Annotated in this window: 25 protein-coding genes; 15 read left to right on the top strand and 10 right to left on the bottom strand. The window is 60.2% G+C overall.

Going from position 1 to position 20,933, the window contains the following annotated elements; all coding sequences use genetic code 11:
* Position 1 precedes the first annotated feature (1 nt).
* From TO66_RS22455 to TO66_RS22445, 3 genes are all read left to right on the top strand, one after another.
* The gene (locus TO66_RS22455) at positions 2-1,423 is read left to right on the top strand and encodes a transglycosylase SLT domain-containing protein (RefSeq protein ID WP_044464327.1); all 1,422 of its coding nucleotides are present in this window, start codon (positions 2-4) and stop codon (positions 1,421-1,423) included.
* Positions 1,424-1,524: 101 nt separating this feature from the next.
* A complete protein-coding gene (locus TO66_RS22450) occupies positions 1,525-1,959 on the top strand; it encodes a DoxX family protein (protein ID WP_044464326.1) in 435 nt (144 codons plus the stop codon).
* Positions 1,960-2,205: 246 nt separating this feature from the next.
* Entirely contained in the window at positions 2,206-2,514 is a 309-nt protein-coding gene (locus tag TO66_RS22445) for a hypothetical protein (protein ID WP_044464325.1), read from the top strand.
* Positions 2,515-2,584: 70 nt separating this feature from the next.
* Here the strand turns inward: TO66_RS22445 and TO66_RS22440 are convergent, their stop codons facing one another.
* Complete coding sequence (locus TO66_RS22440) at positions 2,585-3,214, bottom strand: response regulator transcription factor (RefSeq protein ID WP_044464324.1); 630 nt, start codon at positions 3,212-3,214, stop codon at positions 2,585-2,587.
* Positions 3,215-3,712: 498 nt separating this feature from the next.
* Between TO66_RS22440 and greB the strand changes: the two genes are divergently transcribed.
* Complete coding sequence (gene greB, locus TO66_RS22435; protein ID WP_044464323.1) at positions 3,713-4,186, top strand: transcription elongation factor GreB; 474 nt, start codon at positions 3,713-3,715, stop codon at positions 4,184-4,186.
* A gap of 15 nt (positions 4,187-4,201) precedes the next feature.
* On the opposite strand, the gene TO66_RS22430 is transcribed toward greB, so the two are convergent.
* Both TO66_RS22430 and TO66_RS22425 read right to left on the bottom strand, forming a co-directional pair.
* A complete protein-coding gene (locus tag TO66_RS22430) occupies positions 4,202-6,706 on the bottom strand; it encodes an ABC transporter permease (protein ID WP_044464322.1) in 2,505 nt (834 codons plus the stop codon).
* Positions 6,706-7,389: an ABC transporter ATP-binding protein gene (locus TO66_RS22425; RefSeq protein WP_044464321.1), complete on the bottom strand. Its 684-nt coding sequence runs from the start codon at positions 7,387-7,389 to the stop codon at positions 6,706-6,708. Before TO66_RS22425 ends, TO66_RS22430 begins: the two co-directional genes overlap by 1 nt.
* Positions 7,390-7,399: 10 nt before the next feature.
* On the opposite strand from TO66_RS22425, the gene TO66_RS22420 reads away from it, so the two are divergent.
* The 3 genes from TO66_RS22420 to TO66_RS22410 all read left to right on the top strand — a co-directional run bounded on the left by TO66_RS22420 (position 7,400) and on the right by TO66_RS22410 (position 9,440).
* Positions 7,400-8,005: an arylesterase gene (locus tag TO66_RS22420; RefSeq protein ID WP_044464320.1), complete on the top strand. Its 606-nt coding sequence runs from the start codon at positions 7,400-7,402 to the stop codon at positions 8,003-8,005.
* A gap of 56 nt (positions 8,006-8,061) precedes the next feature.
* Positions 8,062-8,355 (top strand): hypothetical protein, encoded by a 294-nt coding sequence (locus tag TO66_RS22415; RefSeq protein WP_044464319.1) that lies wholly within the window; start codon positions 8,062-8,064, stop codon positions 8,353-8,355.
* 116 nt (positions 8,356-8,471) lie between these two features.
* Positions 8,472-9,440, top strand: coding sequence for a L,D-transpeptidase family protein (locus tag TO66_RS22410; RefSeq protein WP_044464318.1), 969 nt, complete (start codon positions 8,472-8,474; stop codon positions 9,438-9,440).
* 125 nt (positions 9,441-9,565) lie between these two features.
* Here TO66_RS22410 and oprI read toward each other — a convergent pair whose 3' ends face one another.
* A complete protein-coding gene (gene oprI, locus TO66_RS32825; protein ID WP_003448337.1) occupies positions 9,566-9,817 on the bottom strand; it encodes an outer membrane lipoprotei OprI in 252 nt (83 codons plus the stop codon).
* Positions 9,818-10,487: 670 nt separating this feature from the next.
* Here oprI and TO66_RS22400 point away from each other — a divergent pair.
* Complete coding sequence (locus tag TO66_RS22400; RefSeq protein WP_007931380.1) at positions 10,488-10,769, top strand: GNAT family N-acetyltransferase; 282 nt, start codon at positions 10,488-10,490, stop codon at positions 10,767-10,769.
* 59 nt (positions 10,770-10,828) lie between these two features.
* Here TO66_RS22400 and TO66_RS22395 read toward each other — a convergent pair whose 3' ends face one another.
* Entirely contained in the window at positions 10,829-11,905 is a 1,077-nt protein-coding gene (locus TO66_RS22395) for a 3-deoxy-7-phosphoheptulonate synthase (protein ID WP_044464317.1), read from the bottom strand.
* 131 nt (positions 11,906-12,036) lie between these two features.
* Positions 12,037-12,480 carry a PilZ domain-containing protein gene (locus tag TO66_RS22390; protein WP_044464316.1) on the bottom strand — a complete coding sequence of 148 codons (444 nt, stop codon included), beginning with the start codon at positions 12,478-12,480 and terminating at the stop codon, positions 12,037-12,039.
* Between TO66_RS22390 and TO66_RS22385 the strand changes: the two genes are divergently transcribed.
* From TO66_RS22385 to cysB, 5 genes are all read left to right on the top strand, one after another.
* Complete coding sequence (locus TO66_RS22385) at positions 12,479-12,865, top strand: co-chaperone YbbN (RefSeq protein ID WP_044464315.1); 387 nt, start codon at positions 12,479-12,481, stop codon at positions 12,863-12,865. The two genes, TO66_RS22390 and TO66_RS22385, sit on opposite strands and share 2 nt — an antisense overlap.
* Positions 12,865-13,821 carry a putative 2-dehydropantoate 2-reductase gene (locus tag TO66_RS22380; protein ID WP_044464314.1) on the top strand — a complete coding sequence of 319 codons (957 nt, stop codon included), beginning with the start codon at positions 12,865-12,867 and terminating at the stop codon, positions 13,819-13,821. Before TO66_RS22385 ends, TO66_RS22380 begins: the two co-directional genes overlap by 1 nt.
* Positions 13,822-13,843: 22 nt before the next feature.
* Positions 13,844-14,749, top strand: coding sequence for a 5'-nucleotidase (locus TO66_RS22375; protein WP_044464313.1), 906 nt, complete (start codon positions 13,844-13,846; stop codon positions 14,747-14,749).
* A 94-nt stretch (positions 14,750-14,843) separates the two neighbouring features.
* Entirely contained in the window at positions 14,844-15,344 is a 501-nt protein-coding gene (locus TO66_RS22370; protein ID WP_044464312.1) for a universal stress protein, read from the top strand.
* 112 nt (positions 15,345-15,456) lie between these two features.
* The gene (gene cysB / locus TO66_RS22365; protein WP_044464311.1) at positions 15,457-16,431 is read left to right on the top strand and encodes an HTH-type transcriptional regulator CysB; all 975 of its coding nucleotides are present in this window, start codon (positions 15,457-15,459) and stop codon (positions 16,429-16,431) included.
* Between the two features lie 12 nt (positions 16,432-16,443).
* Here cysB and TO66_RS22360 read toward each other — a convergent pair whose 3' ends face one another.
* Positions 16,444-16,926 (bottom strand): elongation factor GreAB, encoded by a 483-nt coding sequence (locus TO66_RS22360; protein ID WP_044466132.1) that lies wholly within the window; start codon positions 16,924-16,926, stop codon positions 16,444-16,446.
* Positions 16,927-16,940: 14 nt separating this feature from the next.
* Positions 16,941-17,324: a hypothetical protein gene (locus tag TO66_RS22355; RefSeq protein WP_044464310.1), complete on the bottom strand. Its 384-nt coding sequence runs from the start codon at positions 17,322-17,324 to the stop codon at positions 16,941-16,943.
* Between the two features lie 123 nt (positions 17,325-17,447).
* Between TO66_RS22355 and earP the strand changes: the two genes are divergently transcribed.
* Together earP and TO66_RS22345 are read left to right on the top strand one after the other, a co-directional pair.
* A complete protein-coding gene (gene earP, locus TO66_RS22350; protein WP_044464309.1) occupies positions 17,448-18,581 on the top strand; it encodes an elongation factor P maturation arginine rhamnosyltransferase EarP in 1,134 nt (377 codons plus the stop codon).
* A gap of 48 nt (positions 18,582-18,629) precedes the next feature.
* Positions 18,630-19,202, top strand: a complete 573-nt coding sequence (locus tag TO66_RS22345; protein WP_044464308.1) for an elongation factor P — start codon at positions 18,630-18,632, stop codon at positions 19,200-19,202.
* 81 nt (positions 19,203-19,283) lie between these two features.
* Here TO66_RS22345 and TO66_RS22340 read toward each other — a convergent pair whose 3' ends face one another.
* Together TO66_RS22340 and TO66_RS22335 are read right to left on the bottom strand one after the other, a co-directional pair.
* Positions 19,284-20,297, bottom strand: a complete 1,014-nt coding sequence (locus TO66_RS22340) for an alpha/beta hydrolase (RefSeq protein ID WP_044464307.1) — start codon at positions 20,295-20,297, stop codon at positions 19,284-19,286.
* Between the two features lie 29 nt (positions 20,298-20,326).
* Positions 20,327-20,746: an organic hydroperoxide resistance protein gene (locus tag TO66_RS22335; protein ID WP_044464306.1), complete on the bottom strand. Its 420-nt coding sequence runs from the start codon at positions 20,744-20,746 to the stop codon at positions 20,327-20,329.
* Positions 20,747-20,933: the final 187 nt, after the last annotated feature.

Genomic DNA, 20,933 nt, shown 5'->3' with positions numbered 1-20,933 from the left:
GATGACGCGACCCTCGGTTTTGCTAGCGTTGTGCTTGTCGTTGCTGCTGCCGCTGCCGGCAGTAGCGCGCTTGGCTGGCCCTCCGGAAGCGACCGTCACGGGCAAGGTCCGCGACCTGGCGGAAATTCGCAGCAGTCGGGTCCTGCGGGTCCTGGTCAACCAGAGCCGCAACAGTTCAGGGGAAGTCCAGGGGCAGGCCATCGGCGTCGAATACCATCGCTTGCGCGCCTTTGAGCAGTACCTCAACGGCCATGCCCGTGATGGCCAGGAAATCAGCCTCAAGATCATTCCCAAAGCCAAGGACCAGCTCCTCGGTGCCCTGCAACGAGGCGAGGGCGATCTGGTCGCGCCAGGAGAATTGCTGGACGCGCTGCCGGGGCAGGCCGTAAGCGCCAGTGAACCGGTCGCCAGCAACGTGCCATTGCTACTGGTGGGCATCAAGGGCGAGCGCCGTTACACCCGCGTCGAGCAGCTTTCCGGCAAGACCCTGGCATTGACCACCGGCAGTGCTGCCGGGGACGCCGTGAGTCAGATCAATCAGAAGCTGGCACTGCATAAGCTGGCGCCGGTCAAGGTCGAGTGGGTCGACCCGAGCCTGGCGGTCGAAGATGTCCTGGAAATGGTCCAGGGCGGAATATTTCACCTGACTATTGTCGAAAAGCCCATTGCCGAGCGCTGGGGCAAGATCCTGCCCAAGCTGCGTTTCGACCGGCAACTGGTCATCAGCGAGCCAGGCGAGGAGCACTGGTTCGTGCGGCGGGATGCCTCGATGCTGCGAGCGAGCATCGATCGTTTCCTCAAGGTCTACAAGGCGCCTGCGGACCAGGATGTCGCTTTCCTGCGCATTTATCGGCGCCTGTACCAGGTTCATAACCCGCTGACTCGCGCCGATCGCCAGCGTCTGGAAAAGCTGCGTCCGGTATTGCAGAAGCACGCTACCGCACAGGGGATGGATTGGCTGAACCTGGCGGCCCTGGCCTTCAAGGAGTCATCGCTGCAACCTAATGCCAGGAGCGGCAGTGGCCCGACCGGCCTGATGCAGATCACCCCGTCGGCGGGCCAGCGGGTCGGCGTCAACAATGTTCAGAGCCTGGATAACAATGTACTGGCGGGGGCCAAGTACCTGGCGTTGATCCGGCGCAAGTTCTTTGCCAGTCCCAAGCTCAATGAGCGCGAGCGCATGGCGTTTGTCCTGGCGGCCTACAACATGGGCCCCGAGCGCGTGCAGGGGATGCGTACCGAGGCCCGGCGACGGGGGCTGAACCCCAATCAGTGGTTCTTCCAGGTAGAGCGCATCGCCATGGAGCAGGTCGGGATGGGCGCCGTCAGCTATGTTAATAGCGTCAACAAATACTATTTGGCGTTTGATCGAGAGCGGGAATCACTGGAGCCGCAAGCGTCGAAGGTTGTATTACGGAAGTAATCGATAAACTTGATTGGTATATCGCTGTTTTTGCGCTATTAGCATGAGTTTTTATGATTAATATGGCGGCCAGCACTCAACCTTAGAAAGGACGACGCAGCATGAGCACACTGATTAAAACTGTACTGAGCACCCGTGCAGGCTATGGCCTGACTGTCTTGCGGATTTTTGTCGGCATCATTTTCGCCGCCCATGGCGCGCAAAAGCTTTTTGGCCTGTTTGGCGGTAACGGCTTGGCGGGGACTGCGCAATGGATGGAAAGCATCGGTCTGGCGCCTGGGTACCTGATGGCGCTGCTGTCGGGCGGCACCGAGTTCTTCGGTGGCCTGGCGCTGATTATCGGGTTGCTGGCGCGGCCTGCCGCACTGGGGCTGAGCTTTACTTTGCTGGTGGCGATTTTCTCCGTGCATATCAGCAATGGCCTGTTCATGGCGAACAACGGCTATGAGTTTGCCCTTGCCCTGTTAGGCGGGACTGTTGCCGTGCTGGTCGAAGGGGCGGGCAGATTGTCCGTCGATGGCGCCATCGCCAAGTAACTTCCAACAGACACTCAAAGGCCCGCTTGTTGCGGGTCTTTTCGTTACCGTGGATTCTTGACACTCCCCCATGGGCTCTCTAGGATTGCTGCTCATGCGCCGATTTAAACAGCTACTTGCGGGGCGCCAGGTGATCAGGAACATCGCCGATAGAAGCTTCAAACCAGCTTCGAAATACCGCTAAAGCGCTGGTTCGGTGTTGCCTCTCACCTGCCCGGCAGAAAATTGAGGCAGAGACACGACACGATGAATGCACTTCACCCTCCTGTACGTCTTGCGCCAATCACGGCGAACCTTATCCAGCGCAATCCAAAGATTCTCCTTGGTGGTACGCACCAGCCAACATTGCTGCGCTATCTCGATGGTTGGCCGCGCCGCAGCACCGGGCCTTCGGCCTTTCTGATTCAATTCATCGAAGACGGCGAGTCGCTGGCTCGTTTTGCCAACGACAGTTTTGATCTGGCAGTGATACAGGCTCCAAGCTCGGAAAATGCCGCTGAAGTCATCAGGCATCTGACCCGCGTGGCTCGGCAGGGGCTGATCACCCGTCGGTAAGTACCGCAGGTGATCAACCGTCTGTTGGGAAGAGGCTTTTCGCCGCTGGAGAAATCGAACTCTCGCCGTTTTAAACGACGGAATTGCGTTTGGCGAGTTCTGCCAGGGCTACCAGATTGGATACGTTGAATCGCTTTAGCAGCCTGACTTTATAAGTGCTGACAGTCTTATGGCTGATCAACAGGGCGTCCGCTATTTTCTGATTGTTGAGGCCGCTTGCCAGCAGTTTCAATACGGTGATTTCTCGATCGGTCAGTTGAGCGATCAACACGCTTTCCTGGCAGGCGGCGTTCGTATTCTGTTGCAAGGTGCTGATGGTGTCTTCGGGGAAGTAGCTGTAGCCCGACAATATGGCTTTTACCGCGTTGGCCAATTCGTGCAGATTGTCGTTCTTGCACAGAAAACCCGCGGCACCCGCTTGTAAACAGCGCAGGGCGAAGTTCTTGGAGTTACTGGAGGTCAGCACCAGTGTCTTTATAGGCAGCCCTGCAGACTTTATATGGGAAATAACGGAAAACCCGTCGAGATTGGGTATGTTCAGGTCCAGGATGAGCAGGTCCGGGAGATGCTTGCGCACCAGCTGGACGGCATCGGCTCCGTTATCCGCTTCCGCGACAATGTTATGTTCGTGAGGCTCGAGGACGGTTCTTATAGCAAGTCGAATCAACGGGTGATCGTCGACGATAATGATACTTCCCATACAATGCATCTCGATATTCAGGTGATTGTTTTTATGTATATTATCCGACCCCTCTGAAAATCAAATCAGACGAATCTTATAAGTGCTCAAGGCGCATGAATAATGTTTCGCCAATTTCACGGACAGTCCTGTGTAGCCCCATTCTCTGGGCCTTGAGGAGCGGCAGGAGATTCCGCAGTGAGGAGACTGAGGGGGGAAGAGTTGGAGGGGCCATTGGATGGGGAGCTGGCGAAACTATAACTCGATCTTTCTGTTACTTGGCTTCTGTAAGTCTTTAGTTGGAATATCCAAGAATTGTGTAGGGCGTATGCCGTTCGTAACTGCCATTCTTTAGTGTGTGAATCGATAACATTGTTCCAGATGTTAACGAGGTGGAGTCGATCGAGACGCTTCATTTATCATGGCGCGTTCAAGGCAGGGGCGAGCGCCACGGTAGGCGCTGGCTCCCGATCCAACAATGCTGAATAGCCATAAGGCGTTGCACGGGGAATCCAACCATTGAGTACCAAGCTCATCACTCAGGAGGGGTTCGAGGCTCTGAAAAACGAGCTGGACTACCTCTGGCGGGAAAAGCGTCCGGATGTGACGCAGAAAGTCACCTGGGCGGCGTCCTTGGGAGACCGGAGTGAAAACGCCGATTATCAGTACAACAAGAAACTGCTGAGAGAAATCGATCGTCGGGTTCGCTACCTGCGCAAGCGTCTCGAAGACATGAAGGTGGTGTCCTATTCGCCAGAACAGGAAGGCCGGGTTTTTTTCGGTGCCTGGGTCGATATCGAGAATGAAGAGGGTGAAACCAAACGATTCCGTATCGTGGGTTATGACGAGATATACGGGCAGAAGGATTACATCTCCATCGATTCGCCCATGGCTCGGGCGCTGTTGAGGAAGGAGGTGGGCGACGAGGCGATGGTCCAGACGCCTGGCGGTGAAATGTGCTGGTGGATCAACCAGATCGAATACGTGAAGTAAGCCGCGGGCGAGGGGCTACCCCTCGCGCAGTACGGTCAGGGGGCTGGCGTTCAGCGCCCGGCGGGTTCCATAGACCCCGGCTCCGCCGACCAGCAGGGCGCCAATCACGGGCAGGAGCAAGAGCCAGGGATGCGGATGCCAGGGCAGATCGAACGCATACCGATACAGCACCAGGCTCACCACTTCCGATCCCAGTGCCGCCAGCAGTCCACTGACGGCTCCCAACAGCCCGAACTCGATACGCCGTGCCTTGACCAGCAATCGCCGCTCCGCTCCGAGCGCACGCAGCAGCGCACCCTGGCGAATACGTTCGTCCAGGGTGGCTTGCAGTCCGGAAAACAACACGGCCAGGCCGGCGGCGAGCACAAACAGCAGTACGTACTCCACGGCCAGGGTGACCTGGGCCAGGATGCTGCGCAGTTGTTCGAGCAGGGCCTCGACCTGCAGGATGGTCACCGCCGGGAAAGCCCTGGATAACTCGACCACCTGCTGATCGTGACCGGCAGCCAGATAGAAGCTGGTCAGATAGGTGGCAGGCAGGTCCCGCAGCGTGCCCGGCTGGAAGATCATGAAGAAGTTGGGTTGGAAGTTGTCCCAGTTGATTTCCCGCAGGCTGGTCACCCTGGCTTCGCGATTGACCCCGCCAACGCTGAACGTCATCCGGTCGCCCAGCTTGAGTTTCAGGCTCTCGGCCACTTTGGCCTCGACCGAGACGCCAGGCAAATCCCCTTCAGGCTGGGTTGCCCACCACGCGCCACTGGTTATTTTGTTGCCAGCAGGCAACTCCGCGGCCCAGGTCAGGCTCAGGTCTCGCTGCACGGCGCGGTCGCCGCTGGAATCCTTGCTGACAATGTCCCGGACCGGCTCGCCGTTGATGCTGATCAACCGGCCTGGCACTACCGGGTACAGCGGCGCGGAAGAGGCGGACAACGCCAGCAGTTTGTCGGTGAACGCCTGTTTATCCGCAGGCAGGATATTCAGGGCAAAGTAGTTCGGTGCATTTTTGGGTAACTGGTTTTGCCAGGTGTCGAGCAGCTCGCCACGCAACAGGGCGATCAGGGCCATCGACAGCAGGATCAGCCCGAAGGCCAGGGACTGCCCGGCGGCGGCCAACGGATGCCGCAGCAACTGGCCCAGGCCCAGGCGCCATGGTAATGAGGCCCTGGCCAGCAGGCGCCGCAGGCTTTGCAGGGCGAGCAACAGCAAGCCCCCCAGAACCAGCGCCGCGATGACGCCGCCGCCCAGCAAGGCGAAGGTCAGCACCAGGTCGAGACTCAGGCGCCACATGATCAGGCCCAGGGCCAGCAAGGCCGTGCCGTAAACCATCCAGGTGCTCGGTGGGATCGGCAAAAGGTCGCGACGCAGCACCCGCAAGGGAGGGACGCGGCCCAGCGCTGCCAGTGGCGGCAGGGCGAAACCGCCTAGCGCCACCAGGCCGGTACCGATGCCGGCTACGGCGGGGAGCAAGCCTCCGGGCGGAACATCGGCTGGCAGAAGGTCATGCAGCAAGTAAAACAACCCCAGCTGGGCGAGCCAGCCCAGCAGTGCGCCGACAAGGCTGGCCAGGATGCCGAGCAGGGCCAGTTGCAGGGTGAACAGCAGCATGGTTTCCCGGCGCGACAGGCCCAGGCAGCGCAACAGCGCGCTGGCATCGAAGCGCCGAGCGGCGAAGCGTGCAGCAGACAGGGCGACTGCCACACCTGCGAGCAGCACCGCGACCAGGCTGGCCATGTTCAGATAGCGTTCGGCCTTGCCCAGTGCCCCGCCGATCTGCCGGTTGCCGTCCCGAGCGTCTTGCAGGCGCTGATTGGCTGCCAGCCCCGGCTTGATCAATTGACGGTAGGTTTCCAGCGCCGTTCCCGGGCCGCGCCAGAGCTCCTTGTAGCTGACGCGGCTGCCCGGTTGCACCACCCCGGTGGCATCCAGGTCGCTCAGGTTGATCAGCACCCTGGGAGTCAGGCTATAGAAGTTGCCGGCGCGATCGGGCTCGTAAGTCAATACGCGGCTCAGGCGCAGGGTTTTCATGCCGACGTCGATGCTGTCGCCGATTTTCAGGTCCAGCGCGGTCAGCAGGCGAGCCTCGACCCAGGCTTCGCCGGGTTGCGGGCCGCCGCCGGATTCTTCTGCGGCATACGGCGCCGGAGCGCTTTTCAGTTCTCCCCGCAGTGGATAAGCGTCGTCCGCGGCCTTGATACTGGAAAGCAGGATGCCGTTGTCGGTGGCGATCACGCTGGAGAACTCTACGACCTGCGCATGTTGCAGGCCCAGTTCCTTGCCGCTTTGTAGCTGCTCGGGCCTCGCCGGAGAGCTGCTTTCTAGCAGCAGGTCGGCGCCGAGAAATTCCGTGGCGCGCAGCAGCATCGCGCCATTGAGGCGGGCGCCGAAATAACCGATGGCGGTACTGGCGGCGACCGCCACCACCAGAGCGAAGAACAATACCCGCAGCTCGCCGGCGCGGGCATCGCGCAGCAGTTGGCGAACGGCGAGGCTGAACAGGCGCAACAGCGGCAGGCGTGCCATCAAGGCTCCAGGGGGGCGACCAGCAGGCCGGCTTCGAGACGGATCAGGCGCCGGCAACGATGGGCCAGGCGTTCGTCATGGGTGACCAGCACCAGTGTCGTGCCGCTTTCCTTGTTCAGTTCGAACAGCAGGTCGCTGATGCGCTCGCCGGTATGGCTGTCGAGGTTGCCGGTCGGCTCGTCGGCGAACAGCACGTCGGGTTCGGCGGCAAAAGCGCGGGCGATGGCCACGCGCTGCTGTTCTCCGCCGGAGAGCTGGCGCGGCGAGTGACTCAGGCGTTGTCCGAGCCCGACGCGCTGCAGCAGTTCCGTTGCTCGTTCGCGAGCATCGCGACGGCCGTCCAGCTCCATGGGCAACATGACGTTTTCCAGGGCGTTGAGGCTGTCGAGCAATTGGAATGACTGAAAGACGAAACCCACGTGCTCTGCGCGTACCCGGGCGCGCTGGTCTTCGTCCAGGGTGCTCAGCGAGCGGCCAGCCAGGGTGACCTCACCGCTGCTGGGCAGGTCGAGCCCTGCCAGCAGGCCGAGCAGAGTGGATTTTCCAGAGCCGGAACTGCCGACGATGGCCAGGCTGTCGCCTTTGTTCAGCTCCAGGCTGAGTTCATGCAGGATGGTCAGTTCACCTTCCGCGCTGGGAACCACTTTGCTAAGGTTCCGCGCACTGAGAATGCTTGCGCCCATGGAGAATCCGATGCGTGTGTGGTTTTTGAGTGCTGGCCTGGCCCTGATGTGCATGGCCCAGAACGCAGCGGCGGGTACAGTCCTGATCGTTGGCGATAGTATCAGCGCGGCTTTCGGCCTGGATACCCGGCAAGGGTGGGTGGCGCTGCTCGAACAGCGGCTCAAGAACGAAGGTTTCAACGACAAGGTGGTCAATGCTTCCATCAGCGGAGACACCAGTGCAGGAGGCCAGGCGCGGCTGCCGGCGCTGCTTGCAGAGCATAAGCCGGAGCTGGTGATTCTCGAGTTGGGTGGCAATGACGGGTTGCGTGGACAGCTACCGACGCAATTGCAACAAAATCTTGCTTCGATGATCGACAACTCCAAGGCCAGCGGCGCCAAGGTGTTGCTGCTGGGCATGCAACTGCCACCGAACTACGGTGTGCGCTACACCCGGGCGTTCGCCGAGGTGTATAGCAAGCTGGCGGACGAGAAAAGCATCGCGCTGGTACCGTTTTTCCTGGAGGGGGTCGGCGGTCATCCGGAGCTGATGCAGGCCGACGGTATCCACCCTGCGGCCAGTGCCCAGGGCAAGTTGCTGGAAAATGTCTGGCCGACGCTAAAACCGCTGCTTTGACGCTTTTCTACCGGCAGTGTTTCGGCTAATGTGGCGCCCCCGATTTGGAGCCCCCGATGCCGCGTCCCGCCTGGTCACTGTTTGCCTACCAACTGATCGAGCCTGACGAACAGCTCGACCTGTTCGCCTGCCAGGAAGTCCGGGTGCATCTGGTGGCGCGTCAGTTGGAGCTGGGCGGTTCCGCTGATCGCACGCTGTGTGGCAGCTTGTTGCCCGCGCAGCCGCGCTGGTCGAGCGTCGACCGGACCATTTTCCAGGACCAGCGCCTGTGCCCGTTATGCCGTGCGATCCTCGAGTCGCAGAAGCGTGGCACGCCACCGATCTGGCCAGAGTTGCGTTTCGAGTTGTAAGGCCGCAAGTTGCTGCCCGGGCACCCTCCGAGGTTGCCGCAGCTGTCGCTCCCGCAGTCAAGGGGGCGGGTGTACAATCACTTTTTTATTCGTTGATCATGCGAAGGATTTTCCGGATGTTGCCGCGCTTTCCTGTCGTCACCCGCTGCCTGACGCTCGCCGCATTGTGTGTGGCCGGCCCCGTTGCCGCATTGGAACTGCCTCTCCCTCCGCCGGGCGAAGATATCGTCGGCCAGGTGCAGGTGATCAAGGCCAAGTACGAAGACACCTTTGCCGACCTGGGTACCACCTATGACCTGGGCTACTACGAGATGGTCGCGGCCAATCCGGGTGTCGATCCGTGGCTGCCGGGCGCGGGGACCGAAGTGGTGTTGCCGACGCGCTTCATCCTGCCGCCGGGACCTCGCGAAGGCATTGTGATCAACCTGGCCGAGTATCGTTTGTACTACTACCCGAAGGGGCGGAACGTGGTGTACACCTTCCCGCTGGGTATTGGCCGGGAAGGCTGGGGCTCGCCGATCGCGCATACCAGCATTGTCGCGAAAACCCCCAATCCGACCTGGACGCCTCCGGCCTCGATCAAGGCCGAGCACGCGGCTGACGGCGATCCGCTACCAAATGTAGTGCCGGCGGGGCCGGACAATCCATTGGGCCCCTTCAAGTTCACCTTGGGTACGCCGGGTTACCTGATCCACGGTTCCAACAAGAAATTCGGTATCGGTATGCGGACCAGCCATGGCTGCTTCCGGATGTTCAACAACAATGTCCTGGAAATGGCGAGCATGGTGCCGGTGGGAACCTCGGTACGTATTCTCAACGATCCGTACAAGTTTGGCGTCAGCGGTGGCAAGGTCTACCTGGAAGCCCATACGCCGCTGGACGACAAGGGGAACCCGTCGGTCGTGGACAAACACACGGCAGTGATCAACGCGCTGCTCAAGCGTGAAGACCTGGCCAATAACCTGCGTATGAATTGGGATGTGGTGCGCGACGTGGTGGCAGCCGAAGATGGCTTGCCGGTAGAGATCGCCGTACCCACCAATGCCCCGGTGGTTTCGGCCTTGCCTATCGATATGCAGCAGTAACGGCTGGAATGGAAGCCCGTCGATGCTTCAGCGTATCGACGGGTTTTTTATTGCCGCAAGAAAAGCGGGCAATAAAAAAGCCGGCCCAATGAATGGGCCGGCTCGATAACAATCCCGAAGGACTATTACTTGCGGCTAGCTTTTTCCAGCATACGCAGAGCGCGCTCGTTAGCTTCGTCAGCAGTCTGTTGTGCTTTTTGAGCAGCAGCCAGAGCTTCATCAGCTTTACGATAGGCTTCGTCTGCACGAGCCTGAGCACGAGCTGCTGCGTCTTCAGTAGCAGTCAGACGAGCTTCGGTTTCTTTGGATACGCTGCTGCAACCGGTAGCCAGAACTGCGGCCAGAGCCAGAGCAGAGAATTTCAGAACGTTGTTCATCGTGTTCCCCTTCAAGGACTTTCTATTAAGTAGCTATCTCATCCGAGTGATGAAATGGCCGGCGTACATACTACCCATTACTTGTAGTAAGTAAACTGACGTAGCGCAAGAAGCAAAAAAAATTCTAGGCGTTGAATCTTTTTCGAGCAACTTTTTATCGAGCTGTATAAAAAATATGCAGCCTTGTCGTTCTGTTGGAGCGTGCGCTTGTTAAGCGCATCTGCCCCGGAGCCCCTCCGCACGGTGTTTGCGCAGTGTAGGGCAAAGTCTATCTATATCGATTCGTCTACACTTTTGTTCAGAATCTGTGGGGCGTCTCACGCATCTTTGTCCATGTTGAGGTGACTTTAAATGGCCGGGTTCGTCTTAAATCTCAACATCCGGCGATGTTCAGGTTGTTGATCGCCAAGCGCTTCGAACGAATGTGTTGGATGTAGCGTGAGCGGGCTTGCGCAAGCATCGAAGGTGAACTGGCCTGATGCCAGTAGCTAAACCACAAGCGTCCCTTGAGCATTGGCGCCAATGGTGCTTACTATCTGAAACGTGCTCGGTCATGCGGAAGCGGCAAGCTCTCCCTGGTGTCCGGACAGGCACGGGGTGGCGTAGTTGTTCCTTCGCCGGAAAAACATCGGTAAGGTAGGGGTCAGAATCAGACCCGCGAGGAGTAGTGATGAGCGAGGCGTTGTCCATCCACCATGACCAGGCTGGTCATCAGTTCGAGACCAATGTGGACGGTCATCGTGCCTACCTGACCTATATGGACCTGGGTAAGCAGACCCTGGATATCTATCGGACGTTCGTGCCCAACGCGTTGCGCGGCCGTGGTATTGCCGCCGCACTGACCGAACAGGCGTTGGAATATGCTGATCGCATGGGCTACACGGTCATTCCGTCGTGCTCGTATGTGGAGCGCTACATGGAGCGCCATCAGCGTCACGCCGCGAAACTCTGAGCGGGGACACAAAAAAAACGCCGGGCTTGGCCCGGCGTTTTTGTGTCTGCGATATGGGATCAGTTGCGAACCCGTTTCGGCAGGACGTCCTTGAGCTTGGCGTGCATGCCACGCAGGGTTTTTTCGGTGCTTTCCCAATCGATGCAGGCGTCGGTGATCGATACGCCGTATTGCAGTTCGGCCAGGTCCTTGGGGATCGCCTGGCAGCCCCAGTTCAGGTGGCTTTCAACCATCAGGCCGATGATCGACTGGTTGCCCTCGAGAATCTGGTTGGCCACGTTCTCCATGACCAGAGGCTGCAGGGCCGGATCCTTGTTGGAGTTGGCGTGGCTGCAGTCGACCATGATGTTCGGTTTGATCTTGGCCTTGTTCAGTGCTTGTTCGCAGAGCGCGACACTGACCGAATCATAGTTCGGCTTGCCATTGCCACCGCGCAGCACCACGTGACCGTAGGCATTGCCCTTGGTCGTGACAATCGAGACACCGCCTTCCTGGTTGATGCCGAGGAAGCGGTGAGGGCTGGATACCGATTGCAGGGCGTTGATAGCAACGGTCAGGCCGCCATCGGTGCCGTTCTTGAAACCTACCGCCGAGGACAGGCCGGAAGCCATTTCGCGGTGGGTCTGGGATTCGGTGGTACGCGCGCCAATCGCCGACCAGCTGATGAGGTCCTGCAGGTATTGCGGGGAAATCGGGTCCAGCGCTTCGGTAGCGGTCGGCAGGCCCATTTCGGCCAGATCCAGCAGTAGCTGGCGACCGATGTGCAGGCCGTCCTGGATCTTGAACGAGTCGTCCAGGTACGGGTCGTTGATCAAGCCCTTCCAGCCAACGGTGGTCCGCGGTTTCTCGAAGTACACGCGCATCACCAGATACAGGGTGTCGGAGACCTCGGCGGCCAGGACTTTCAGGCGCTCGGCATATTCATGGGCGGCTTTGACGTCGTGGATGGAGCAGGGGCCGATGACGACAAACAGGCGGTGGTCGGTGCCATCGAGAATATTGCGGATCACTTCGCGACCCTTGGTCACGGTGCGCAGGGCGGCGTCGCTCAGCGGAATGTCACGCTTGAGCTGGTCGGGAGTGATCAGGGTTTCGTTGGAGGCGACGTTAAGGTCGTTGATCGGTAAATCAGCCATCGTGTTACTCGTCAGGTCACGGGTGCCGGCCGCCAGCGATCCCCGCGCGGCGGTGCACAGCGGATTTAAGCGCGTCGGGGAGCCGAACCTTAGCGCGTTACACCGGGGCTCGACAATGGGCAGAGGCGGGTTTAATCCAGCGCTGGCTGCATAAAAGCCTGGTGGACCCGGGCGTGGGAGAACTCGGCGGCATGCTGCTCCACCCATTGCTGGGCCAGGACCTCGATCTGTCGCTGTTCGGCCTGGGGTTCGTGCAGGTGGCAGTAGCGCGCGATCTGGCAGACCTGCTCGCTCATTCGAGCCCGGAACAGCGTCTGTTCGTCGATGAAGGCGATGCCCACCAGGTAGCCGTGCTTGCGTCGCAGGCACCAGGCGACATAGCCGTTGTAGCAGGCATTTTCACCGAGAGTGGGCATGCGTACTTCCAGGGCAGTGCCGCGGCGCCAGGCACGGTGATAATTGCAAGCCATGCCTCCCAGGCTGATAGTGTGCAACCGTTGACGCGAAATGCAGGCATGCTTGCGCAAGGTCAGCTCAACCGGAACATCGTCAGGATGAGGAATGAAACGTCCCATGAACGCGAACTCCGAGTGTCGGCTATGTGACATTGTTTCCCCCAGTATAGTGGTCGAATCGGAGCTGACTGATTTCGATATCGATCAACGGCTGCTGGCGATGAGCGGAGTTTCGCTGGTGGTATTCACCAGTGTCGGCTGCTCCAGCTGTCGCTGGGCCAGGCAGCAGTTGCCGGGCTTCGACCTGCCGATCCAGCAGTTGTGCTGGATCGACGCGGGGAACAACGGCGGTGCGGTCGAGCGTTATCAGGTATTTCACCTGCCGGCACTGTTTGTAGTGCGCGACGGTGAGTTCTATGGGGCCTTGCAGTCGCGCCTGAGCGCTGGTGAACTCAGCGAGCAACTGGCCCGGGCGCTGAATCGAATTCCAGAGGAGTTACCTTGATGGAAGCAGTCCACAGCCCGCGAATCGGCATTATCGGTACCGGCGCGATTGGTGGTTTTTATGGGATGTTGCTGGCACGAGCCGGCCTGGACGTACACTTTCTGCTACGCAGCGAGTTCGCCGCTGTCACCGAGCGAGGCTTGCAACTCAATAGTGCCGTGCATGGCGCGCTGACCCTGAATCCCGTCCAGGCTTATGCCAATGCCGAAGACATGCCGCCCTGTGATTGGCTGCTGGTCGGGGCCAAGACCACCAGTAACGCCGAATTGGCTCCCGCGATCCTGAGCGCGGCGGCGCCAGGTGCCAGGGTGTTGTTGCTGCAGAACGGCCTGGATGTGGAAGAGGAGTTGCGCGAGCTGCTTCCCGAGTCGCTGCACCTGCTGGGCGGCCTGTGTTTCATCTGTGTGCACCGGGCCGGGCCCGGAGTGATCGAGCATCAAGCGCTGGGCGCGGTGAACCTGGGTTATCACAGCGGGCCGGCAGCGCGGGACGAGTCGCAGCGCCAGGCGATAGTGGAAGAGGGCGCCGCATTGTTCCGCAAGGCCGGGATCGGTTCCCAGGCCATGGCCAACCTGCAGCAGGCGCGCTGGCAGAAGCTGGTGTGGAACGTGCCTTATAACGGCCTGTCGGTATTGCTCAAGGCCAGCACCACGCCATTGATGGCCGACCCCGACAGCCGCGAGCTGATCCAGGCCCTGATGCGCGAAGTGGTGCAGGGCGCTCAGGCCTGTGGTCACAGCATGCCGGACGGCTATGCTGAGCACTTGTTCAAGGTGACCGAAGGCATGCCGGACTACTGGCCGAGCATGTACCACGATCATCAGCACAAGCGCGCACTGGAACTGTCGGCCATCTATGCCGCTCCGCTGGCCGCCGCCAGGGCCGCGGGATGCGAGTTGCCGAAGATGCAGGCCTTGTATCAGGCGTTGAGATTCATCGACCGGCATAACGGTTGATTGCCGTATTGGGGGAAGCGACATGGCAAAGAGCTTGGGCGGTAAACTGGTCGTGGCGATTTCGTCGCGGGCGCTGTTCGATCTGAGCGAAAGCCACAAGGTCTATCTGGCCGAGGGGGTCGAGGCCTATCGCAAATACCAGATCGATCATGAGGAAGAAATCCTCGAGACGGGCGACGCCTTCCCCCTGGTGAAAAAACTCTTGAGCCTCAATACCAGCCTTGGCCGGGCGCGGGTCGAGGTGGTGCTGGTGTCGCGCAACAGTGCCGACACCGGCCTGCGGGTTTTCAATTCGATCCAGCACTACGGCCTGGATATCTCTCGGGCCGCTTTTGTCGGTGGGCGCAGCCCCTATCCTTATCTCGCCGCGTTTGGCTGCGACCTGTTTCTTTCCACCCATGCCGAGGATGTGCGCAGCGCGCTGGAGGCAGGGTTCGCTGCGGCGACCATTCTTTCCGGCGGCGCGCGCCGTGCCGCCAGCGGCGAATTGCGGATCGCCTTCGACGGTGATGCCGTACTGTTTTCCGATGAGTCGGAGCGGGTGTACCAACTCGGCGGCCTGGAAGCCTTTCAAGCCAAGGAGCGCGAGTCGGCCCGCGAGCCGCTGCGTGGCGGGCCGTTCAAAGGCTTCCTCGCGGCGCTCAATCTGCTGCAGCGGGAGTTTCCCGACGATGGCTGTCCGATCCGCACCGCCCTGGTGACGGCCCGCTCGGCCCCTGCTCACGAACGGGTGATCCGCACCCTGCGCGAATGGGACATCCGCCTGGATGAATCGCTGTTCCTCGGTGGCCTGGAAAAGGCCGCCTTTCTCGAAGCCTTCGCGGCGGATGTGTTTTTCGACGATCAGGCCGGTCATTGCGAGCTGGCTCGCGAGGTGGTCGCCACCGGCCATGTGCCCCATGGCATCAGCAACGAAACCCAGGTTTAGCTCAATGTTCCCGGGCTCGCGCCGGACATCGTAGTCGCCTTGGCGCTGCTAAGCTGAATCAATCTCCGCCACATTGGCAGTTCGAGGAGGTCATATGATTCGTTCGATGCTGTATGCCACTGACCTCGGTCTGTACGCGCCCTTCGTGATGCAGCATGCCCTGGAACTGGCTCGGACCTTCAATGCCGACTTGCATGTGGTGCATGCCGTGGAGCCCATGGGGCTGTTCGCCGAATCGGTGCTGCAGAGTTATCTCGACGAGCAGGCCCTGAACGAGTTCCACAGCCAGGGCCTGAATACGGTGATGGCGAATATCGAACAGCGGGTACTCGACAGCTTTCGCGAAGAGCTGGGAGAGGGCATGCAGGATCTTGCCCTGATCCAATCGGTCAGGGTGTTTCAGGGCGACCCCTCGCAGGTCATTCTCGAGCAGGCGTCGAAACTCTCCGTGGATTTGTTGATCGTAGGAAGTCACAGCCACGGGGCGGGCGGGGAAACGCCGCTGGGCAGGACGGCGGCCAGGGTATTGCAGCTGGCCAAGGTACCGGTTTACCTGGTGCCTTTGGTGCAGCGTCGGCGGCTCGGAGATATCTGAGATGGTTATTGGAATTTTCTGAGGAAAAGTTCTAGATTTATTCATCAAACCATTAATATAGTTATATACCGTCGCTGATGCCCGTGGCGTCTACCTGCTTTGAGGGATTCATATGAAGCTTCAACAATTGCGCTACATCTGGGAAGTGGCGCACCACGACCTCAACGTTTCCGCTACAGCCCAAAGCCTCTACACCTCGCAACCAGGTATCAGCAAGCAGATCCGCCTGCTCGAGGACGAGCTGGGCGTGGAAGTATTCGCCCGTAGCGGCAAGCACCTGACCCGCGTCACCCCGGCCGGCGAGCGCATCATCACCACCGCCGGTGAGATTCTGCGCAAGGTCGAGAGCATCAAGCAGATCGCCCAGGAATTCTCCAACGAGAAGAAGGGCACCCTGTCGATCGCCACCACCCACACCCAGGCGCGTTATGCCTTGCCGCCGGTGATCAGCAGTTTCATCAAGCAGTACCCCGATGTGGCGCTGCATATGCATCAGGGTTCGCCGATGCAGATTGCCGAAATGGCCGCCGATGGCACCGTCGATTTCGCTATCGCCACCGAAGCGCTGGAGCTGTTCGGTGACCTGGTGATGATGCCGTGCTATCGCTGGAATCGTTGCGTGGTGGTGCCGCAAGGCCACCCGCTGACCAAGCTGCCGAAGCTGACCCTGGAAACCCTCGCCGAATACCCGATCGTGACTTATGTATTCGGTTTCACCGGTCGTTCCAAGCTCGACGAAGCCTTCAGCCATCGCGGCCTGACGCCCAAGGTGGTGTTCACCGCCGCCGACGCCGACGTGATCAAGACTTACGTGCGCCTGGGCCTGGGCGTGGGCATCGTCGCCAAGATGGCGGTCGATACCAAGCTGGACAGCGACCTGGTGGTGCTGGATGCCAGTGAACTGTTCGAGTCGAGCATCACCAAGATCGGTTTCCGCCGCGGTACGTTCCTGCGGGGCTTCATGTGCGACTTCATCGAGAAGTTCGCGCCGCACCTGACGCGTGAAGTGATGGCCAAGGCCATCCAGTGCCATAACAAGCAGGAACTCGAGGATCTGTTCGACGGTGTCGAGCTGCCTGTCCACTAAGCCGTAGCCGGCTCACTTCACCTCGGTGACAGCGAACTGTTGCCGAGTGCCGGCGACGACGATCTCCAGTTCATCCCCCTCGAACTTGCCCAGCAAGCCTTTGCCCAGTGGCGAGCGAGGGGTGATGACGGTCACCGTTTGTCCTACGACCTCGACCTTCAGTCCTGCTCCGTCGGGTGCCAGGAACAGCCATTGCTCGTGGCCGTTTTCGTCTTCGAGACCCAATAACGCGCCGACCTGGATACCGACCTGTTCGTCGTACGGGCGCAGTGTCAGGTTCTGGCAGAGGGCCAGGGCCTGGCGGATCTCCTCGACGCGCCGGGCCTGGCCCGCCGCCAGGTAAGAGGCCTCGAGCCCCAGGGTGTCGTATTTGTTTTCGGCAATGTTCTCTTCGTGGGTCGCCGCCTCGTAGGCGGTCTGCGCCGCGCGCTGGGCGATATCCAGATCGCCGCGCAGCTTGTCGAGAATCAGTTGGTGAACCGTAGGCTTGTGCATGGTCAGGTTCATCATCAATCGCAGAATTGCAGGACGTTGGCCCGGCTCTTTTCGCTTGGTGCCGTCTGATCCTGCTGCAACCAGAACTGGCATTTGGGATTGGACTGGTTGCGCAGGTTGCTGCGCGCATTGTCCAGGGCCTGCTGCTGTTCATTCTTGCGCAGGTTTTCCTGGTATTGCTCGAACAGGCGATTGGGCGCCGCCGGCTCGGCGCCGACAGGTTTGCCCAACTGCTGCACGGCCTGGGCGACCGGGGCCAGTGGCTGTTCGAAGACAAAGCGCCACGCCAGCCAGCAGGTCAGGGCGATCGCCAGAAAACCCAGCCACAGCCCCAGGGCGATGCTGGCGCTGAGCTGAAGCAGGTTTACGCTGATTCGTAAGGGGCGACGGGGTGTCATGGCAGCCTCCTGGCGGGCGGTGTCGGGCAGGTGGCGATTGTCGCATGAAGATTATCGGCGTTGGCTCTTCTGTCAGTGGTGATTTATGCGGACAATCGGCGCCTTTGCCAACTGGAGCCCGGAATGAAAGCCTCCTGGGATATTTTCTGTAGTGTCGTCGACAACTACGGTGACATCGGCGTGACCTGGCGGCTGGCGCGGCAACTGGTCGCCGAGCAGCCATGCGCGGTGCGACTGTGGGTGGACGACCTGCGGGCCTTCGAGCGTTTGTGTCCGTCAATCGACTGTGGCTTGCCGCAACAGTGGCAGGAGGGCGTCGATGTGCGCTACTGGCCGGCACAGTGGTCGCCGGTGGCGGCGGCCGATGTGGTGATCGCCGCTTTCGCCTGCCAATTGCCCCCGGCCTATATGGAGGCCATGGCCGAGCGCGAGCGCACGCCGCTGTGGTTGAACCTCGACTACCTCAGTGCCGAGGGCTGGGTGACGGGCTGTCATGGGTTGCCGTCGGTGAAGTTCAAGGGAGTGCAGAAGTACTTCTTCTTCCCCGGGTTCCAGGCCGGCACCGGCGGGCTGCTGCGGGAGGCCGGATTGCTGGAGCAACGTCGCGCGTTTCAGCAGGACCCGCTGGCGCGGCGCAGCTTCCTGGAAGGCCTGGGCGTCTTTGCCGCGGCCGATGCGCGGCTGATGTCGCTGTTCGCCTATGAGAACGCCGGCCTGGCCAGCTGGCTGGACGTGCTGGCAAGCGATGCGCATCGCACGCATCTGCTGGTGCCCGAAGGGCGGATCCTCGGTGACGTGCAGCACTGGCTGGGTGTCGGGGCGCTGACGGTGGGGGACGTGCAGGTCCGCGGCGCCTTGACGGTGCAGGTGCTGCCTTTCGTCCGGCAGCAGGAATACGACCGCTTGCTGTGGTCCTGCGATTTCAACGCCGTGCGCGGTGAAGACTCGTTCGTGCGGGCGCACTGGGCAGGGCGGCCGATGCTCTGGCACATCTATCAACAGGAAGAAGACATTCACCTGGACAAGCTCGACGCCTTTCTCGAGCTCTACACCCAAGGGTTGTCGCCGCTGGCCAGGGGGGCGCTGATCGACCTGTGGCGCTCCTGGAATGCTGGCGGCGAGATGGCGCATGCCTGGAAAAAACTGCTGGAACACTGGCCGGAAGTGGCGGCCCATGCCGAAAAATGGTGTCTGGAACAGGGCTCGCAGCCCGATCTTGCTGCGGCGCTGGTGCAGTTTTACCTAAATTGGATATGATACGCGGCCTAGATTTTTGTAAATCCCATCCAAATTCGGATATTCGCAATGAAAACTGGTAAAGAACTCAAACCCGGTACCGTGATCCGTATCGACAACGATCCTTGGCTGGTTCAGAAAGCTGAATTCACCAAGTCCGGTCGTAACAGCGCGATCATGAAGACCAAGCTGAAGAACCTGCTGACCGGTTACAAGACCGAAACCGTTTACGGTGCGGACGACAAGCTGGACGACGTGATCCTGGACCGCAAAGAAGCGACTCTGTCCTTCATCAGCGGTGACACCTACACGTTCATGGATACCTCCGACTACACCATGTACGAGCTGAACGCCGAAGACATCGAAGCCGTTCTGCCGTTCATCGAAGAAGGCATGACCGACGTTTGCGAAGCCGTGTTCTTCGAGGAGCGTCTGGTTTCCGTTGACCTGCCGACCACCATCGTGCGTCAGGTCGACTACACCGAAGGTTCCGCTCGCGGCGACACTTCGGGCAAGGTGATGAAGCCTGCCAAACTGAAAAACGGTACCGAGCTGAGCGTTGCCGATTTCATCGAAATCGGTGACTGGATCGAGATCGACACTCGCGAAGGCGGCTCCTACAAAGGCCGCGCCAAGGTTTAAGCACTGCTTGAATCCTCGCGTACAAAAAAGCCCGACCAATGCGTCGGGCTTTTTTGTGGCCGGGTTTTGTTGCGACCAGCCTTATTTCAGGTGCTGCTTGAGCTCTTCCGAGGCTTGCAACATTGCCGAGCGTACGGCGGGCACCTGGCTGACCACATTGAGCAGGCCGTAGTCATGAATCATCCCGTTGTAGCGCACCGCAGTGACTGCCACGCCGGCTTCGTCCAGCTTGCGGGCGTAGGCTTCGCCTTCGTCGCGCAGCACATCGGCGCTCGCGGTCTGGATCAGTGCCGGCGGCAGGCCCTTGAGCTGGGCGCTGGTGGCACGCAGTGGCGAGGCGTAGATCTCGTTACGCTGGCGGGCGTCGGTGGTGTAGTTGTCCCAGAACCACTTCATCATGTTGCGAGTGAGGAAGTGCCCCTCGGCATATTGGTTGTATGACGCGGTGTCGAAGTTCGCGTCGGTGACCGGCCACAGCAGCAGCTGGAATTTGATCGCCGGCGTGCCCTTGTCCTTGGCCATCAGGCTGACCACCGCGGCCATGTTGCCGCCGACGCTGTTGCCGGCGACGGCCAGGCGCTTGCCGTCGACGTTGATTTCCTGGCCATGTTCGGCCACCCAGCGGGTGGCAGCGTAAGCCTGGTTGATCGCCACCGGGTAATGCGCTTCCGGAGACGGCGTGTAGTTGACGAACACCGCCGCCGCCCCGGAGCCCACCACCAGGTCCCGTACCAGGCGTTCATGGGTCGGGAAGTCGCCCAGTACCCAGCCGCCACCGTGGAAAAACATGAACACGGGCAAGGTGCCCTTGGCCCCGGCCGGCCTGACGATGGTCAGGTCGATAGCCTGGCCATCGACCGTGATGGTCTTCTGGCTGACATCCGCCTTGGGCAGCTCCAGCTTGACCCCGGCCTGGGCTCCGACCAGCACGGCCCGGGCCGCTTTGGGCGTCAGCTGTTCCATCGGCTTGCCGCCGCCGGCGTTCAAGGCGTCGAGGAACGCCTGGGTGTTGTGCTCGACCCCGCCTGCGGCAAACGCCGTGTTGATGGACAGGGCAAGCAGGCTACCGGTCAAGACTTTGCTGAAAGTGTTCATGTTCTTCTCCTGGACAGTGCGTGGCTGGGTTAGACGGTCACGTGCAAACGTACGTCGACGTTGCCACGGGTGGCGTTGGAGTAAGGGCAGACCTGGTGAGCAGCCTCTACCAGGGATTGCGCTTCGCTTTGTTCCAGGCCCGGCAGGCTGATGTGCAGGTCGATGTCCAGACCGAAGCCGCCAGGAATCTGGCCGATGCCGACATGGGCCGTGATCGAGGCGCTCTCCGGAATCTTGCGTTTGCTCTGGCTGGCGACGAATTTCAGGGCGCCGATAAAGCAGGCCGAGTAGCCGGCGGCGAAGAGTTGCTCGGGGTTGGTCGCCTGCCCGCCGGCACCGCCCAGTTCTTTGGGGGTGGAGAGTTTGACGTCGAGGATGTTGTCGCTGGAGATGGCGCGGCCATCACGGCCACCGGTAGCGGTTGCGACTGCGGTGTAGAGAGTTTGCATGGTAGGAGCCTCTTGGGTTTGATTGTGTTGCGCTAAAAGTTTGCGCGCTAAGTAAGTGCGAAATAAATGTATCGCTCAAATATTTTGCGCGCAAGATAAATTTTCGAAAAATCCATCGGAGACTTCTGGTTTTCAGCTAACCAGATGATTTTAATGGTGTTTTTTTATGAAAATTTTTCTTCGCCAC

The organism is Pseudomonas sp. MRSN 12121 (assembly GCF_000931465.1).
Lineage (GTDB): Bacteria > Pseudomonadota > Gammaproteobacteria > Pseudomonadales > Pseudomonadaceae > Aquipseudomonas.
Note: the sequence above shows the minus strand (reverse complement) of the source record. Positions and strands in the feature narration are given on the sequence as shown.